Origin of the sequence: Rhodoblastus acidophilus (genome assembly GCF_025961575.1) — a bacterium.
In the GTDB taxonomy this organism is placed as follows: domain Bacteria; phylum Pseudomonadota; class Alphaproteobacteria; order Rhizobiales; family Beijerinckiaceae; genus Rhodoblastus; species Rhodoblastus acidophilus_C.
Map to the genome: position 1 here is coordinate 1 of NZ_JAOQNX010000012.1, position 17,411 is coordinate 17,411.

At 58.3% G+C, this 17,411-nt stretch carries 14 protein-coding genes; all 14 read right to left on the reverse strand.

The features are described from left to right. Positions 1–350 precede the first annotated feature (350 nt). Complete coding sequence (locus M2320_RS10210) at positions 351–2,738, reverse strand: hypothetical protein (RefSeq protein ID WP_264597185.1); 2,388 nt, start codon at positions 2,736–2,738, stop codon at positions 351–353. Between the two features lie 65 nt (positions 2,739–2,803). Then, positions 2,804–3,622 carry a glycosyltransferase family 2 protein gene (locus M2320_RS10215; RefSeq protein ID WP_264597186.1) on the reverse strand — a complete coding sequence of 273 codons (819 nt, stop codon included), beginning with the start codon at positions 3,620–3,622 and terminating at the stop codon, positions 2,804–2,806. A gap of 5 nt (positions 3,623–3,627) precedes the next feature. After that, the gene (locus tag M2320_RS10220) at positions 3,628–4,182 is read right to left on the reverse strand and encodes a colanic acid biosynthesis acetyltransferase WcaF (protein WP_264597187.1); all 555 of its coding nucleotides are present in this window, start codon (positions 4,180–4,182) and stop codon (positions 3,628–3,630) included. A 20-nt stretch (positions 4,183–4,202) separates the two neighbouring features. Further along, the gene (locus M2320_RS10225; protein ID WP_264597188.1) at positions 4,203–5,351 is read right to left on the reverse strand and encodes a glycosyltransferase; all 1,149 of its coding nucleotides are present in this window, start codon (positions 5,349–5,351) and stop codon (positions 4,203–4,205) included. A gap of 32 nt (positions 5,352–5,383) precedes the next feature. Continuing rightward, positions 5,384–6,454 carry a glycosyltransferase family 4 protein gene (locus M2320_RS10230; protein WP_264597189.1) on the reverse strand — a complete coding sequence of 357 codons (1,071 nt, stop codon included), beginning with the start codon at positions 6,452–6,454 and terminating at the stop codon, positions 5,384–5,386. Positions 6,455–6,583: 129 nt separating this feature from the next. Then, complete coding sequence (locus M2320_RS10235) at positions 6,584–7,870, reverse strand: glycosyltransferase (RefSeq protein WP_264597190.1); 1,287 nt, start codon at positions 7,868–7,870, stop codon at positions 6,584–6,586. Next, complete coding sequence (locus tag M2320_RS10240; RefSeq protein ID WP_264597191.1) at positions 7,867–8,787, reverse strand: aldo/keto reductase; 921 nt, start codon at positions 8,785–8,787, stop codon at positions 7,867–7,869. Before M2320_RS10240 ends, M2320_RS10235 begins: the two co-directional genes overlap by 4 nt. After that, complete coding sequence (locus M2320_RS10245; protein ID WP_264597192.1) at positions 8,778–10,346, reverse strand: GMC oxidoreductase; 1,569 nt, start codon at positions 10,344–10,346, stop codon at positions 8,778–8,780. Before M2320_RS10245 ends, M2320_RS10240 begins: the two co-directional genes overlap by 10 nt. Positions 10,347–10,571: 225 nt before the next feature. After that, entirely contained in the window at positions 10,572–12,032 is a 1,461-nt protein-coding gene (locus tag M2320_RS10250; RefSeq protein ID WP_264597193.1) for a hypothetical protein, read from the reverse strand. A gap of 188 nt (positions 12,033–12,220) precedes the next feature. Next, positions 12,221–13,192: a hypothetical protein gene (locus tag M2320_RS10255; protein WP_264597194.1), complete on the reverse strand. Its 972-nt coding sequence runs from the start codon at positions 13,190–13,192 to the stop codon at positions 12,221–12,223. A 115-nt stretch (positions 13,193–13,307) separates the two neighbouring features. Continuing rightward, positions 13,308–14,144 (reverse strand): hypothetical protein, encoded by an 837-nt coding sequence (locus M2320_RS10260; protein ID WP_264597195.1) that lies wholly within the window; start codon positions 14,142–14,144, stop codon positions 13,308–13,310. Then, positions 14,145–15,392, reverse strand: a complete 1,248-nt coding sequence (locus M2320_RS10265; protein ID WP_264597196.1) for a glycosyltransferase — start codon at positions 15,390–15,392, stop codon at positions 14,145–14,147. A 1-nt stretch (position 15,393) separates the two neighbouring features. Continuing rightward, complete coding sequence (locus tag M2320_RS10270) at positions 15,394–16,428, reverse strand: glycosyltransferase family 4 protein (RefSeq protein WP_264597275.1); 1,035 nt, start codon at positions 16,426–16,428, stop codon at positions 15,394–15,396. Between the two features lie 18 nt (positions 16,429–16,446). Continuing rightward, entirely contained in the window at positions 16,447–17,400 is a 954-nt protein-coding gene (locus M2320_RS10275) for a glycosyltransferase family A protein (protein ID WP_342395050.1), read from the reverse strand. Between the last annotated feature and the right edge of the window lie 11 nt (positions 17,401–17,411).

Below are 17,411 nucleotides of genomic sequence, written 5' to 3' on the forward strand. Positions count from 1 at the left end.
GATAGGCGCCCTCCTGTCAGCGTTCACTCCGCAAGAGTGCGCCAACTTCTTCGCCGCCGCAGGATATGACCCGGATTAAGCCGAATCCGCTCTAGCGCCAACATCGAAGACAACACCGAGTTCACGACAGCCCGCATATCTCTGGATGTCATAAATCCAGTTGCGACCAGGCCTGACCAAGCGCGTCAATGGAAACCACGACGCACTCAACACCATATGCTCAAATATATTGAGCCAACGCCCAATCAAGAACGCAAAGTTCAAAACGGCCTCCGCCAAATCAAATATGACATCTCCACTCGGCGCTGCAGACGAACCACAACGCACAAGAACGACCTTGAGCTTGGCGCTCACCACTGAGTAATAATATAAGGCTCCTGCCCAATCGTCGCTCCAGTGTATGAGGTACCCAATGCGCCATGAATATTTGAGTGTCCGTTGTTCCAATAACCGCCGACCGTGATATAGCCGAGCCCAGGATATACTCCGGTGATAATATAAGTTTCCTTGACATCAGTTGCCAGTTGCACACCGAGACCTGGAAAGAAAAGCGACGTGTCCGCAACGCGAACGACGAAGCTACCGGCTTGCGCCGACCAATCATTGGTGGGCAGCGTCTGGCCGTAGCTATAGAAGTGGTGATCGGACACAAGATTATAGTGCGGCTGGCTCCCGACATACCAGTCGCAAAGCTGATACGCTTGTCCTCCCCACAAGAGCGGATAATTGACAGCCCAACGGCCAGGACCTCCGGTGATTGGGGGAAGCGCTCCAGTCAGGGTCGACAGTTGTCCGGGTGTGATGCAGGGGCGGGTGTAGGAAGCAGGCCGAAATCCCCACATCGGCGCCTGGCCAAAGCCTGTGCTTCGATACCCATTGGCTTGAGAATTGAACAGACGCGCCAGAAAGGGAGTCCGGTCAAAATGACCGGCGCCTAGATAGGTGGACGACGTTTGGGTCGGTTGACCGTAAGAAATCCAGCCGCCAGACGATGTCACGACCCGCTCGTTGAACTGCGCCCCCAGCGACCTGCTCACGTAAAGGTCCGCCGTATTGGTTGCGGCCTCGTTGGCGAAGTCGATCAAAACCGGCTGACTGAGGCCAAACTGCGTATCGCTGATGTCGACGCTGCCATTCGATATATTGATGAAGGGATAGGCCATTTGCGCATAGTAAAGAGCCAACTGCGCTGGCGTCGGCCTGTTCTCGGGCGCAAAAGCCGCCATGCTCGCATCGTAGTTGAAATAGATGTTTTCAAGCTTGGAGAACCGGCCATTGGCGCCGAAGCCGGAGAATGAATTGATGAGCGTCGTGGGCGCCAACGGGTTTTCAATGTGAGCGCCGTTGACGCTCACCTGCTCACCTTTGATCACCGTGACCATTTCGGCGGCGTAGAGCGTCGTCGCCGCTTGAAGTTCGTCGGAAATATTTGATATCGTGGTAGCGACTAGGCGGCCGAAAAACGCATGTCCCCAGGTCGGATAGATCTGGAAATTGGCTAGGTTCGTTATGGAATTCCAGGCGGTCAAGACCACCGGGATCACGCCGTAATCTGGTGTGTAAATCGTGTAGGCGTTGTAAACGGGCGTCCCGACATAGGGGTCCGGGGACCCAATCGTCGCCGTAAAGGTATAATTGTGCAGGTTTCCGGCCGGTGCCGGCGTGAGCGCCGAAACGTTCGAGATCCTGAACGCGTTGGACTTCGCGCTGGTCACCGACAAGTTGCCGCCGAAGACATGGATATTCGTGCCGATATCGGCCATGATCGCCGTGGTCGCGCCGTTAAGCATGTCGTAAACCGAAGTAATATAGGCTTGTGTCTCCGCTGAGTGGATCCCGACGCAAGCATTGGCGGCGACAGGCCTAACAAAAGTGTTGGAATCCGCGAGATCGGGGCTGCCCTGCGCGCCTTCGCTGTAATCCGTGTAAAAATTCTCGACCCAGGTGTCTTCGATATGGGTCAGCGACGCGCCGACTGAAATTGCGACGCCGATACCCGCGGCGGGCTGCGCGCAGCGGTAGCCCTTATTGGGTCCAAGGATTGCAACACCCTTAAGCGTCATGCCCCTCCCCGGCCCGATCCACCAAGCAACGCCATCATTGAAATTCGGACGCACGACGCAGCCAGCGCCTTCATGGTTGCGGCCGGTCGGCCCTATGAAAGCCAGAGAGAAGGCGTGAATGGTCGGTTTCGCAAGATTCGCGCGCAGGTTGCCCGGCGCGTCCTGGAAAATTGGCCCGGAGGTCACGAGGTTTGCGCCGGCCGGGCAAAAAACGGCCTGCGATTTCCTCTCATAGGCGGCGTCGATCGCCGCCTGAAGGCACGCGGTCGCGTCGGATTGGCCGGAAAGCTGGGCCGAGGTGCAAAAATTGGAAAGATCGACGGCATTGGCTAAACCGAACGCCTGGGCGCGCGTCGAGGCCCCACGATTGGCGGCGGCGTCCTGCGCTATGGCCGGGAAGCCGGGACGCCTCTGGTCATGGGCGCGCAGAAGAGGCGAGTCGGATTCGGCCCGGCCGTGCTCGGCCGGAAACCCGGGACGCCTCTGATCATACGCGCGCAAAAGAGGCGAGTCGGCGCCCGCGCGGCTGTGATCGGCCGGAAAGCCCTGACGTCGCTGATCGTAGGCGCGCAGAAGACGCGACCGGGAGCCGTTTTGCGGGTCCGGTTCTGTCTGCGCCCAAGCCACGGTCTGGGTGCCGAGCACGATGGAGAGCAAGATCAGGATGGGCTTCACAACGACGCCTCCCTTCGCACAGACACAGTCTAAAAAAGGCGCTCAGACACCCCGGAGCGGCCTCCCTATTTTTCCTGGCACTCCGCGTGAATCCGCCGCACCGTCATGAAATACCATAATTTGTAGAAGGCATAATAGAATCCGGCAGAACCGTCCAATACGCCCAAGCGCAAAATATATGTATAAAAGAAATAAAAGTGCGCGAACCACCATTGATCGACATAGCCATATTTGACTTTTTGCCTGAGCGTAAGTCCGTTGGCGTTGCCCCCTTGGCGAAGTTCAAACAGGCGCCGCGCCTCCCAAGCCGCATAATCGGCATGCTTTTCGATGAATTTCAGGATCCCGCGATCATCTTCATGTCTGATCGGCATCCTGATTTCTCCGACGGGGCCATCGATAATCGGATGCTCATGCACCTCCATGTCCAGATTGCTCCAGCGCTGCTCATCGATCCTCTCATAAAGGCCTGCGCCACGCTTGATGAGCGCAATCTTGCGTTGCGGCACGCCAAAGTGCAATGTCTTGCCAAGAAAAACATTAGTATACCTAAGCCAGTAGGCGTTCGCTGCCCCTTCGCGCACAGCGCGGCTCACCTCGCCGACAAAGGCGTCGGAAACGATTTCGTCGGCATCGATGAACAACACCCATTCCGTTTTAAACGCATAATTGAGCAGCATCCAGTTTCGCTTCTTGGGGAAACGCCCGTTCCAATCAAACTGAACAAATTCGACGCCGTATTTTGCCGCGATCTCGGCTGTACGATCCGTACTGCTGGAATCGACCACCACCACTGCCACAAACTTGTCCACCAGCGCGTCCAGACAACGCGGCAGGTTCTTTTCCTCGTTCCTGACCGGCACGACGACGGTAATGTTCAGCAATGCATTCAACTCCGCACCTCGCGTCGTCCGACCACGCGGGCCGGATTGCCGACCACGATCGTGTCGGCGCCGACATCGCGCACTACGACCGCCCGCGCCCCGATGATCGCCATGCCCCCCACCTTGACGCCGGGACCAATAAAGGCGTCGGCGCAGATCCAGGCCCCCGCGCCGATGTCGATCGGCGGTTTGAGCAGTGGCATTGCAGGATCACGAAAATCATGCGTGCCCGCGCAAAGATGTGCCTGTTGGGAGATCGTCGCGGCGGCGCCGATGGAGATCCTACCGAGATTGTAAATCACAGCGCGGTCACCAATGGCGCAGGCGTCGCCCAACTCCAGATCCCACGGCGCGAAGATGCGCGCGGAGGGATAGACGTGAACGTCGCGGCCGACTCGCGCGCCGAACGCACGCAAAACGGTCCTTCTCCAGCCCCACAAGGGCCGGGGCGTCCAAGCGAACAGCGGGAGGCGCAAGCCTCCCCACAACGCGCGCGCCATGAGCACCCGCGGCGAGTATTTCTTCGCCTTTCGATTGGCGATGATGTCTGGCCGGATCAAGGATGACATCCCGCCCCTCATCAAGACTTGTAAACGGTCGCGGGCGCGTCGCCGCCCATCAACAGCCAGCGATAGACGTCAATCATGTCACGGGCGACACGATCCCAGCCAAAGTCGCGCGCCATCCAGGCGCGTCCGTGCTGGCCCATCGCCGCCCGCTCCGGCGGGGCGAGCGTAAGCGCCTGGCGCAACGCCTGCGTAAGCGGTTCAACCCCATGGTCGATCCACCATCCGCATCGTTCGCGTTCGAGGCCCGACCAGGGCGCCCCCTTGGTCGAGATCACCGGCGTTTCCAGCGCAAGGGCCTCCGCGACCGTGAGAGCAAAATTCTCATTCAACGTCGACAGCACGAACAGATCGGCGTTGCGAACCAGCGTGAGTTTCTCTGGCCCGTAGACCGGCCCCTCAATGGTCACGCGCCGCAGACCCAGGTCCTGCGCCAAGGCTCTGAGAGATCGGTCATGCCCCAACTCGGCTGGACCGACAATGCGCAACCGCCATGAAGGAAAGGCGGGCTCAATGGCGGCCCAGGCGCTCACAAGCCGATCCAGCCCCTTTTTCGGATGCACGCGCCCCAACGACAGAACGGTCGGCGCGTCGCCGGACGAGCGGGGAATCGCCTGGAGGTCTGGCAGATCAATCCCATTTGGGATAACGGCGACGGGATTCTTCAGACCCATGTCCCGGATCTCACCCAACTCAGAAAGCGCCGTGGCATGGAGACAATCGGCGGCGGCGAGCGCTGATCGCTGCGCCAGGGCCCAGACCAGCTTCTTCTTGCGCGCGGAAATCGCCAGGGCGGCAGCCCCGAGCATGCCGCGCGGGGTATGCACCAGTTTGACACTGGCCCCGATCCGGGATTTCGTCCACGCGGGATAAAGATTCGGCGCAAGCCAAAGCCCATGCGCATGCAGGATGCCGCCGGAACGCGCATCCGCTGCCAGCGCCCGCGCGAGCGCTGGCGAGGAACGCAGCACACCTCCCAAGACTGCGCCCGCCGGATGTGCGTCGCAGGCCTCTTGCGGCTTGAACGGCCTGTCGGCTTTGTTTCGGGTGACAAAGCGCGTCCGGGCCGCCAAGCCCGCATCGCGCAAGGCAGCAACGAGCGCGGGAACCGAATACGACGGCCCCCCTTCCTCAGGCGCAAGGCTGGGGACGACATGGGTCACCGAAATGGCGGAAACGACACGGCCCCTGCTCGTCATCCCGTGCACATCCCGCGCAATGCGGCTTCGACGCCGTCGACCGCGACGGAAAGACTGAAACGATCGGAGACGCGCCTAATCCGATCCGGTGTAGGCGGGTTATTGAGCGTCGCCGCCAGAGCCTTTGCCAAGGCGTTGACATCGCCCATAGCGAAAGTCCGTCCCACCTTGCCGTCGGCGGCGAGATCGGGCGCGCATCCGACGGCGTCCGACACGACGATCGGCGTTCCGCTGGCGAGCGCCTCGTTGGCGACGAGGCCCCAGGTTTCGCGTCCGGTGGAGGGCAGGACCAGCACATCGCTTGCCGCATAAGCGGCGGGTATTTGCGTCTGGTTCTGAAAGCCGAGGAGATGCGCAGGCAAGCTGGCCGCCAGCGACCGTGTCCGCACCTCATCTTGCAGCGGGCCGGAGCCTGCAACCATCAGATGGACGTTCATGCCTTCACCGCGCAAAGCCGCCGCGGCCGCGACCACGTCCAGGGGACGCTTAAACTCCACGAGTTTTCCAGCAAACAGGATCAGCTTTTCGTTTTCATTCACGCGCAATGCCCTCCGCAAGGCGAAACGGGCATCGGGGGTCGCTTGCTGGGCGAAACGTGCAGTGTCCACGCAATGCGGCGAGGCAAACAGTCTCGATTGAGGATAATGATAATGTGCGTAATAGGCGCGATTGCGCTCTCCGACAAACAGGGCGGCGTCGAAGACGCGCAAAAGGAACGGATAAACCGCGCCTTTTGCAAGGCGTTTCGGGAGACCTCGCGGCGTGTCGAGCTGGCTGTCGCCCCGCACCATGACGCGCAGGCCCAAGGTCTTGGCCGCCCAGATCGCCTGCCAATAGCTTTTAAGATGCCAGCCCATCACCAGCAGCGCGTCAAAGTGCCCTTCGGCGAGATGCTTGCCGACATCGGGCGTGTCACATCCGCCAAAATGATGGGAACCGGGATCACCGGCGACATTGTCCAAAAAGACATGATCGTAGCCGCCGAGAAGATCGACGTCCCATTCGAAGGGCGTGACAAAACCCGCAGAAGCCTGCTGCGCGGGCGTGGCGCGGTGCGCGAAAAACACGCACACATCCATTCGCCACGCAAGCTCCCGACAAAGCGGAGCATAATATTGGATTGGATGTGAAACGACGACAGCAAGTCGCGACCGCATTGCCGGCTCTCGATCTTCAGTCTGCCGAACGGAACGCCATCAACGCCCGACCGACGCAAAAATCTCGGCGAAACGCCGCGCGACCGAACTGGCGTGATAATCAGACCAGGACTCCGGCTTGGCCGGCGAATATCGCTCCGCATCGCTCGCCAGCCTAACGATTGCGGCGCCAAGGGCCGGTTCGAGCTCGGCCAATTCCTCCTGCCCGGCGAAAGCCAGACTTTCGCCGCCGCCCGCGCCGGACAGAATTTGGTGTGAACTGCTCGCTTGATGGAAAATTGAAAGATACGGCCGCCCGGACATGAGCGCGGGATAGATCTTTGAGGCGGTGTAGTGCGGCTCGTCGGAACCGATGAGAAGAAGCGCATGCGAGTTGGCGAGCAGACTCAAGGCTTCGAGATAGGCGACGCGCTGCGGGGTCTCGTGGACGAGGTCGCCGACGCCCTCCTCAACCGCCAGCGGCGCTACTTGGAACGCGCCATAGCCATTGGGCTGGTTGCTTGTGCCGACGAAATTGAAACGGATGCGCGCGGCCAGTTCGGGGTGTGACCGTCGCACTTGCGCCAGGGCGCGAAACACCGTCCGCGCCGCCGGCCCGGTCCGTGGCATAAAGGCTCCGACAAAGCTGAAGTTGATTTTTCCAGGATCGAGTCTCACCTGGGGATGAACAGGGGGATTGCGGCGCAGGGCGGTAAAATCGTCGGGATCGCCGCCGATGGGAACGGCGGCCATCCGCGCGCGATCGAGCCAGGAATAGCGCGCGGCCATTTCATCGTTCTGGCGATCGGACACCGAAGTTATGTAGCTTGCGTCGCGTATCGCGCGTGGTTCGAGCGCCACCGCGAGGCGATGCGCAGCGCCTCCCTTCGACCATTTCGGCCGCGACGAACCCTCGGCGGAAACCCAGGGATCCTGGAAATCAAGAACCACAGGGAGGCCAAACGAGCACCTGATCCAGCTCGTGAGCAGCATCTGGTAAAAAGGCCACCCTGTGAAGAATACGACGTCAGGCTGCTCAGCCTTCACGAGCTGCTTTATTTCATGCCACACCTGGAACATCGAGCGAAGCGCGAGATCGCCGACGCCCAAAAGTTTTCCAAGCTTGACCGGGAGGGCCCGAACCCTTCGCACATCGACGGTTTCAGGAACCAAACGACCCAATGCGAAATCAACGGGCTCTTTATGGAACTTTTCGTCCACGGCTAAGACGATCGGGCGCCATCCAAATTCCGGCAGGTGCTTCGCCAGGTGCCTTGCACGATGGACACTCGCGATGGAACTGGGTGGAAAATTAAGCGAGACGAGCAATGATGTCCGCTGTTTCATCGCGCCCTCGAAACAATCGGAGATTTCTCGAGCACCCAATTTCCGTTGGTCAGCGCGATGGCTTGAATGCGTGGGTCTTCGCTTCCCTTCAAGAGCGCCGAAAGTCGTTCGCAATTGCTCGCATTCACGATGCAGACAATGTCGGGCGAATGATGCCGTAGGCACGCCAGTACGTAAGCATACGCAAGACCGACATCGTTCAAATAGTCCACGCCGGAAAGTATTTTTTTGAGGGCAGGCGCGAGCATATCTTCGCCCTCCAATATTCGCGTTGCCAGGTGACCTAATTGAAAATATCTTTTTTCCGCAATATCCGGAGCACAATGGCGATCCAAAACGGAAATCTGCGCGATCGAAGCGACGCCATTGATGTTGTCGAGCATGGCTGAGACATTTTCGATCTCGCCGGAGCACCCGGCTCGGCCAATGCGTCCGACATGGATCAATTCCGCGAGTTCGTCGCGAATGTGATTCGTCACCTCCGAAGGGAGACGCTCGTGGGTCAGCAATCCCCCTAACCTATCCAAATTCATATTGATCAAACTTGCGCTCGCGGCGGCTTTGGCGGACTTCTTCCATCCTGCCGACGATGCTGAAGCTTGCCGCGTAATTGGAAGGGATGCGCTTTTGCAACGGCCGCGAAGAGAACGGTAGGGTTCTCGAAACCATGCCAAAAGCGGACCATATTTCGGAGGCGCAATCCCAAACTTAGTTGTAATGTCAACTTCAGGATCAAGTCTTCGTCGACCCAGCGCCTTTGCAAGCGTGTTTTCCGCGGTCCCCAGCCCATAGGAAGGCGCGACGTCAAATCTACGGATACCCAAGTCAAGCGCGCAGTGAACCAGCCGCTCCGATCGCCGGTAAGAACTGCCGCCCGTTAAATTGTGGCAACCTAAGGCAATTTTGTTCATGAACATTGAAGCGCCCGCTGATTTTCAATGATGAGCTTGTCCGCCAGACGCGCAGCCAAAGCCATTGCGAGCAGCGTCGGGTTGGCATATCCGCTGCGCGGGAAGACGGAGGAGCCACAACAATAAAGATTATCTGTTCCAAATACTTTCAGGTGGGAATCGACAACGCCGTCGGATGGCCGGGCTGCCATGCGGGCGCCGCCAGCGTGATGCAAGCCGTCATCGGCACTTTCGGCAAAGCCAAGCGGATCCTCCAGCAATTGAGAGGCGATCTCAATAGAGGCAATTCTATTGCTTTCCGCCCATCGTTTGACCTTTTTTGTTGTTTCAAGGAATGCGTCCGCCTCTTCTTGTCCCTTTATCCAGTTTATGCGGCTCAAGGGAATGCCCCTGGTGTCGACACGGTCTGTCGAGAGTTCAATTTTACTATCGAAACGGATGGGTTGCTCGACAGCGATCCGCAACAGGCCTTCTCCGCGCAACACAGTTCCAATCCGCTTGTGTCGCAGATACCGCAATGCAAGCGGCATCGTTTCCCGCGCTGAAGCCATGATAGCCCGAACCAATCGCCGACGTTCTGTCACCTGCATTTTCGGAGACAAGCCGCGCAACAAAATCCGCAACTCGGAAAGGGAATTGCGTATATTTCCTGGCATAGCTAGCATCGCCACCGAAGAGATGGCATTTGTTTGCGTAAACAGCTTGTATGTATATTTTGTCCCCTTGACGATTATTGGATCAAATACATTCATTAGACGACGTGCATCGAGCGGCTTGATCGTTGCGGTCATCGCGTCCAAATGTTCGTTAAAGCCTCGACCAAGCCATTTGAGCGATGACCAGCATTGTGGTCGCCCCTCGATCGAAAGTTGTAACAGCAACCGACTCGTCTCGATGGCTCCATTGGCGAGAACGACATGAGAAGCTCCAATGGAAATCTTTTTCCCATTCTGGCACAGAGCCGAAACGCCTTGAACCCGCGCGGACACGGGATCGACCAAGATTTTGTCTACAAACGCACCGTGGAGCAGGTGAATCCGCGAGGACTCTCTGATTTCATTCCAGATCTCCGGCCCTAATTTCGGCCGTTTCAACCAAGCCGTTGCAATGAGTTCGAGTTCCTGTTCGCGCAAAGCGCCCATTTCCGCGAGTATGGATGTGTTGTTTGGCGGGAATGCTACGTCGATTTGCGCCAACAATCGCGTGACCTTGGAGAAATAAGGAGTCAATTGCGCGTAATCGAAAGGCCAACTGTTCTGTCCGGCCACAGTCAGTTCGCAAAGGTGCGGACTGGCCAACTGTCCACCCCACAGGTTCAGCCCACCACCGATTTGACGCGTTCGGCCGACGCTCGCGCCGCTCAGGGGAGACGCCGAAAATTCGGCCTCCAAATCCAATGGCTGATCCAAAGCTGGAAGTTCGCCCCCTCCTTCAACAAGCGTGACGTTGATGCCGGCTCTAGCGAGGCACAAGGCCAGCACAATGCCTACGGGTCCGGAGCCAACGACCAGCGGATCACGCAATTGCGAGAGATCACCAGCTCCGTCTGCGTATCGCACAGGCATAAATCTATCCATTCCTATAAGCGCTCAGCAACGGCGAGGTCGCGGCGGTGAAAAGGGAGAGTTTTCTTGCTCGCCTTGAGCTGCTCGAAGCTTCGGATGTGACGATGATGCACAGCGCAAATATTCGTGTTGGCGCATTGGCGCGGAGTTATTGTTTCTGCGTATTTTGTCCGAACCAAACTTCAGCGCTAGCGAAGACCGGACACATTTTTTCAGGATTGTGCACTAGGTGATTCGCAAGATCTTGAGCAGTGATCTCAGTCGTGAGACCACAAACATTGCCAGAAATGTCAATGCAAACCCGCCAAGTATTTTAGCGGAGTTCGATTCATATTTGTAGAGCGCCGACCACACCGCCGCGACGAAGGCGCTGGCCACCAGCATCGGGACATCGGCGGTTAGGAAAAACCTTGTCGCCCGCCCCCACAAGAATCCCAGCAGGGCCAGCGGCGCCGACATCACCAACGGGCCGAAATCGGCACTCGCCTCGGCGACGTAGCCGATGCTGACCGACGTGTTCGATCCAAACTTGACGCCGGTCAGCATGGTCGTGATGGCGGTGTCGTCGAGGATCGCCTTGTCTGGGAAAAACACGCGAGGCATAAGGACGTTGGTGAGCGCGTCGCGCCAAAGGTGCATATCGGGCGCAAGGCCCGTAGCCTGCCGTTCCAGCAGCAAGGCGAAAAATTTGGTGTAAGAAACGCGCTCAACCAGCCGCTTCGCCGCCTCGCCGTAGTCAATCCGGCCTTCCGTGATCTGGCCAAGCACCCAACTGAGGCGCTCCGACGCGGGCATATCGGCGACAGCGATCAACTCGCGGAACTGTGGCTTGACCGCGGTCCAGACCACAGCGAAGAACACCAGAATGGCGCCGGCGATGGTCAGGGCAAGCATATCGCTCGCGCGCGCCGAGCTTCGTCCGCCATCGTTCACAAGCAAGGCGGCGATGATTGTGAAGAACGCTATCTGGAACGAAGCGATATAAGAAATTGTGCCGAACGCGCCTTCCACCAGCATGACGCCGGCGATCAGAGCGAGCCCGTTCGGCGAGCGCTTCAGACAATGAGCCAGGATGTACAGAGCGACAAGGCGAACAGCGGCAATCGCGGTGATCGGTTGCGCCAGGGATGGAACCGCCCGCGCGGCGAGCCCCAGCGCGACGGCCGCGATCGTCGTGGCGCCATAGGCCGCCCAAGCCCGCCGAAGATCCGGCTGCGCATATTGCTTCACCCGCCTCATGCGCGCCACGACGACGGCGCGATAGCCGAATCCCATCTTGACGCCGACCGCAAGCACAAGCAGCGCGATCCAACTGTAATAGATCGCCCATGCGCGATAGACGCCGCCGTCGAGAGAATCCAGCGCAGCCCCGTCTAGGTCGGCCACCAGAATGTCGCCGGCGACCGCGCTCCAATATAGTGAGATGAACAGGAAGATCGGAGGCGCCATATTGATCTCGCGGCGGAGCAGGACGCCGGTGAACAACACCGTCAGGCCCGACACCATCCACTCAAACAAATTTTTTGATGAGACAATGCCGCCAACAAAACACAGCAGCGCTAAACAAATGCAAAGTGTAAAAGGCAAGCCGCGCTGCGGTAAACGCAATGAAGGACCAGCAGCAGCCCTTGTCAAGGCAAATCGGGACAGCGTGAATTTACTGCCGGTCGATCGACCGTACATCAATTCACTATCTTGATACAAGCTTGTTCACGCATATTCTTGTGGATCGACCCCCTTAATTTAGCACCCCATTCATTTTCAGCCTGCGTTTATTTAGTACTGAATCTTGGGTGGTGTATGCAGGCACCTCATGCGCAGCATTGCTCAATTTTGCCATTCCTATAGTTAAACTCACCGGGACGGAGGCGCGCTTACTCTTCTATAACGAGACGCGATCTCGACCTTCTTATTTGCCTGACACCAAACATAGCCCGAAACACTCTCCGAAATCTATTCTTAAATGCCGCTTCAATAAAATACGGAGATGCAAATACACTGCTCAAAAGACCGGGAAATGGCAGCTTTTTCGCGTTTAACGCCAATGTCAAGGCCGCGCGCTTATACGCTGCAGAGTCGACGTGCTGGCCGAGGAAGTGAACAACCAACGGACTCGCCACCGCAGCCGGATAGCGTTCTTGCCGTCGAGGGTCTGGAGCGGGAGGGTTTCTCATAACACACCGCCCCTTGAGCACATCGAACTCTATTAGGTCGGGCCACCATTGAAAGTCTGCATAGTATCGCCCGTCGTTAGGCACGGGATAAATTGCATTTTTTGCTAAAGCTGCGCCAATGAGCATCTCATCATTAGGCTGGCCTCTCAAACGAACAAACCCAACGTCGTCGTAGCGAGGCTCCAACTGACGAGCTTCAGCAAAAATAACCTTCGCCTCTCGACTCTTGTCAATATAGTATATTCCACCATTGAAGTTCGGCATAAAGCTAATTCCTAGGCGCTCATTGTAACTTGATACATTTCCAAATCGCTCACCATCGCACAATACTTCGCCGAAAATGCCCACTGAGCTATCCGAAAACGCGTCAAACAATGGCTCGACGGAACCCAGAACAAAACAGTCTGCGTCAATAAAAATGGATTGCATTGTCGGGGCAAATCGATCAATTAGCAGCTTTATACTGAAACCAATACGCAGGTCATCGCACTTTAAAACTGACAGCCGAGAATGCTTCAAGTCAGAAGGAAGACGTCTTTCGACATCAGTGAAAATGTAAAACGCAATATCATTATTGCCTGCATTGAAATACTCAAATGACCTCGCAAGGTTAATCGCCATTTTAAAGAACGACTCCGACCCAGTAGCAATTGTGAAAACGGAACGATCCATGACTTACCCTCTCGCTGAGTTCAACACTTACTGTGAGGAGAAGTATATCAAATTTTAGAAATATATATTTATATAAAAATTATCTGCAAGCGTTAGCATTGACGAATAAACAAATCTACATAGGTCGCTTGTTCTCAGGAAGCCGCCATATTACGGATGCATGCAATAAAAGACGTAAGCTTCGTTTCATCGCAAAGAACAAAGATGAAATTGAAATACGCACGTAATCATCTGGGCTGGTCTTGTACATCCCGAGCGAGCCGACCGGCGGCAACCAAATCCTGTAATCCTCGCGGGATTGAAGGTGTTTGATGCTCCAAGCCAGCCTCTTGCCGCGTCCATGGACCATTTTTACGGCCCCGAGCAGCCGCGCGGAATCAAAGGTATAGGCTTGCCAAATGTCCGGCAGCATCGTTAGCCGCACATTGGAGTAATAGAGGGCGGCGCGCAGGCTGCGTTGATCCCACGCCCCCTCGCCCTCGGCACTCTGGATCAGGTCATAATGATGCGCCCACAATTCGAACAGCCTGTCGGTGCGCTCGTTCTTCCTCCAAGCAATAATGCCGGCGCTCGGTTCCGGGAACGCCTCCATGGGCACGCCCGGCAAGGTGTAATGCAGGCCACCGCTCGCGGGGCAAAATGCGATATCGAACACATCGAGAAGATCGAAAATCTGGTCCAGCGAACCCAAAATTGTCGTGTCCGTGTCCAAGAACACGGTTTTGCTGTATGGGCTTTGATTAATAAGTACCTTGTCTTTGTATGAATTCTGCAATTGTAAATTCACAACGCTATCAAATTGGCCGGGCTCAATCTCGTGATTCGTTATAAGTGTGCACGGGATTTGGTTATGGCGCTTCACGCTGGAAACTGAATTGCGGGCTTCTGAAATGAACTTCTCGCCCCAGGCAAGATATACGACGCCCTTCGAATAACGACCTTGCATATCCATTCAAGCAACTTTCTTAAGATATTGCTCAACCAGCCTAAGCAGCGTTTTCTGCTCTTCTTCCCAACAAAACCGCCCTGCGCCGAGCGACCACGACGCTTGGCGCGCCTGCGCGAGGCGCGAGCTATTTAATAGCAGATCGTCGAGCGCTTTCGCCAGGGCCTTGCCATTGGCGATCGGAACGACGGTCATCGCCTCACCGAGCGGCCCGGAAACCTGCCGGTGCGCAGTCGTACTCGACGCGCATATTGCAATCCCACTGGAAAGATAACTGAAAAGTTTATTCGCCAGCGCTTTGTCGTTGTTGAGTGAAAATCCGGTTTCACCACAATAACCAACGTCGAATTGCGCGCCGTCTCGTTCGAGTTCACCGGGCGCACAGGGTTCGAGAAAGTGCAGCCGGTCGGCGATGCCTAACCGGACAGCATGTTCTGCTAGGTGGCTTCGATAATCGGCAGAGACGGCGCCGCGAAGATACAGATGCGGACGGCTTTGCGCCAACGCCGCGCCTTCCAGCGCCGTCTCCAGCCCGCGGCCTGGTCCGATGGTCTGCGAGAACCAATACAGACTCGGCCCCGGCTCGACCGAACCGCACTCGGTGGGTGCCGGCGCCGCGTGAGTCCTCGGAAACACGTTCAGCAAAACAGTTGGCGCAGCGACCTCATACGTATGTGCGTAAGCCTCGCCGATCAGTGGCGCGGCAGCCGTCAAGAAGGCGGCACCCCGCAGAAAACGCTCCTCGATCGAACGGATCAGCCGTTTCTCAAAATCATATTCGGGGCGCTCCGGCAGATCGCCGAGATGGAAGTCTTCGGCGTCGAATGCATAAGAGGCGCCGTGGAGGCGTGCGGCGCGCGCCGCAGCAGGCAGCGCGGCGACATAATGCCCAATGTAGAGGTCGGCCTTGATCTTGGAGGTCGCCGCGGCGAGATCGAGCGCCACGGGGGAATGGGCGGCGGCGCTCACGGCGGGCGTACTCATCCCCATCCGCGCCAGCGCGCGCGCCAAAACCTGCGTCGCCTTCTGCCGCACGTGAACAGCGGGGCGCGCCATCCTGCGCCCGAACGGCGTGGACACGACACGCCAATCACTCGACGCCAACGCCCGGTCGTGTTCGGCGCCCCAAGGCAAATAGCTGCCGCAAACGATGGTGATGCGATATCCGGCGTCGTGCAGCGCCCGCGCTTCCTTGACGACGCGGGGGTTGGTGGACAGGTGGCCCGGCGTGAGGATGCAGATGTGCGGGGTCACGCTAGCCTTTGTTCCTGTCCACCGCCGCGTGATACATTGCCTCATAAGCGGCAACGATCGGCTCGGCGGAAAAGCGCGCCTCCGTATCCGCGCGGCACGCCGCGCGCGACAGACTTTCGACATGCCCCAGCGCCGCGACCAAACCCTCGACATCGTCCCGCACAAAGCCCGTGACGCCATCGACCACCACCTCCGGTACGGCGCCTCGCCGCAGGCCGACCACTGGCGTGCCGCAGGCGAGCGCCTCCGCCATCACAATGCCAAAAGGCTCCTCCCACAGGATCGGCATGAGAAAGGCCGCGGCGCGACCCAAAAGGGCGTTCTTCTGCGCGTCGTCGACCGGCCCGATATAGCGGATCGCGTCACCATCGACATGCGGCAGCACATGTGCCTCGACCCAGGCCTTTTTCTCTGCGGGGATGTTGCCAGCGATCACGAGGCGTCGCCCGGTCCGCCGCGCAATTTCAATGGCCAGGTGCGGCCCCTTGATCTCCTCGATCCGGCCGAGAAACACCAGGGGCGCGTCCGTCGCCGCCTGCGGCTGGAACGTGTAGGTCGCGAGGTCCACCCCGTTGGGGACGATGCTCCAAGAACCGATGTGCTTGACCGGCTCGATCATCCAGCGGCTGATGGCCGAAAACTGCAGCGTGCCGCGCGATGCCGCATGGGCGAGACGGGTCGTGCGCGGGCTGATCTCGCGCTGGTAGCTCATGATTTTCGGCGTACGCGCAGGCAAAATTGGCGCCAGATAGGCTAGGCGGGAAAAGCTGTGCACCACATCGAACCGCTCGCGCGCGACGTGCGCGGCAAGGATGGAGGCGTTGCGCAGCGTGTCCAAGCGCGAACCGCTCGATCGCCCAGGCCAAGGCACAAGCCGCCCCGCCGAAACAGACTCTTCGTGCGCGAAAAGGGTGACCTGGTGTCCGCGCGCCTCCAGACCACGCGCCAGCATATCGACGATCCGCTCGATGCCGCCGTAGAGTTTGGGCGGAACCGGGAGTTCGGGATCCGCAGTCAGGGCAATGGAAAGAGGCATGGTCAAAGAGGCGATCGATTACGAGATTTTACGCGCGGCGCGATTCAGGCCAATAGCTTCGGCGTAGCGCTGCGCCCGGCGCGCGAGCCGCCAGCCGACCAAGCGACGCAGTTTTTGGAATCCGGGCGGGCCATCCGGCTCCAACTTGGAACCGCCCAGCTCCGCGACGCGGGCGCGGGCGCGGGCGCGTAAATCCGGATGCTCGGGATAATAGGTGAACTCGAAATCCTGAAGCAGGGTCGCACATGAAGCTCGGGCTTCCGGCGTGTCGCAGACCTTTAGCAGATGCTGGGTTCCGAGAAGGAGCGACAGCAAGGCGGATTCGACTGCCGCGCGGCTCTTGCGGCTGGAAAGGCTGCCGGCCAACCCGGAGCGATAATGCATGCGCGCGCCGGGCGTGTAGAGTATTTCGGAAGCGCCCAGAAGCAGCCGGGAGAAATATTCGAAGTCGTTGATCAGAGACAGCCGCTCGTCCCAAAGTCCGTGCGCGTCGATGATCGAACGCGGGATCAGCCAGAGTCCGCATTGCATCATCGGACGGGCATTCGCCCATTCCTGAACAAGCCACTCGGCTGGCGGGCAATCACGGTACATCGGCAAACGCGGAAAGGGTTCCTGATCTGGAGCGTCGCCGTGAAACCGTTTCCACTCACCCATTGCGATCGCATCGGTGCGACCGGCGAGGCGGGCCACCTGAAGCGCGATCATCTCTGGCGCCATGACATCATCGGCGTCGAAAAACTTGATAAGGCCCCCGGTCGCCTCGCGATAGCCTCGGTTGCTAGCCGCGCATTGGCCCCGATTGGCCTGAGCGATCACCCGCAAGCGAGGATCTGAGATGGCGCGGAGCGCTTCAAGCGAGCCATCGGTCGATCCATCATCGACAACGATGAGCTCGACCTCCCGCCATGTCTGGCCCAAAACGCTATCCACGGCCGCTCGTACATAGCGCGCGGCATTGAAACAGGGCATGATAATGGAGA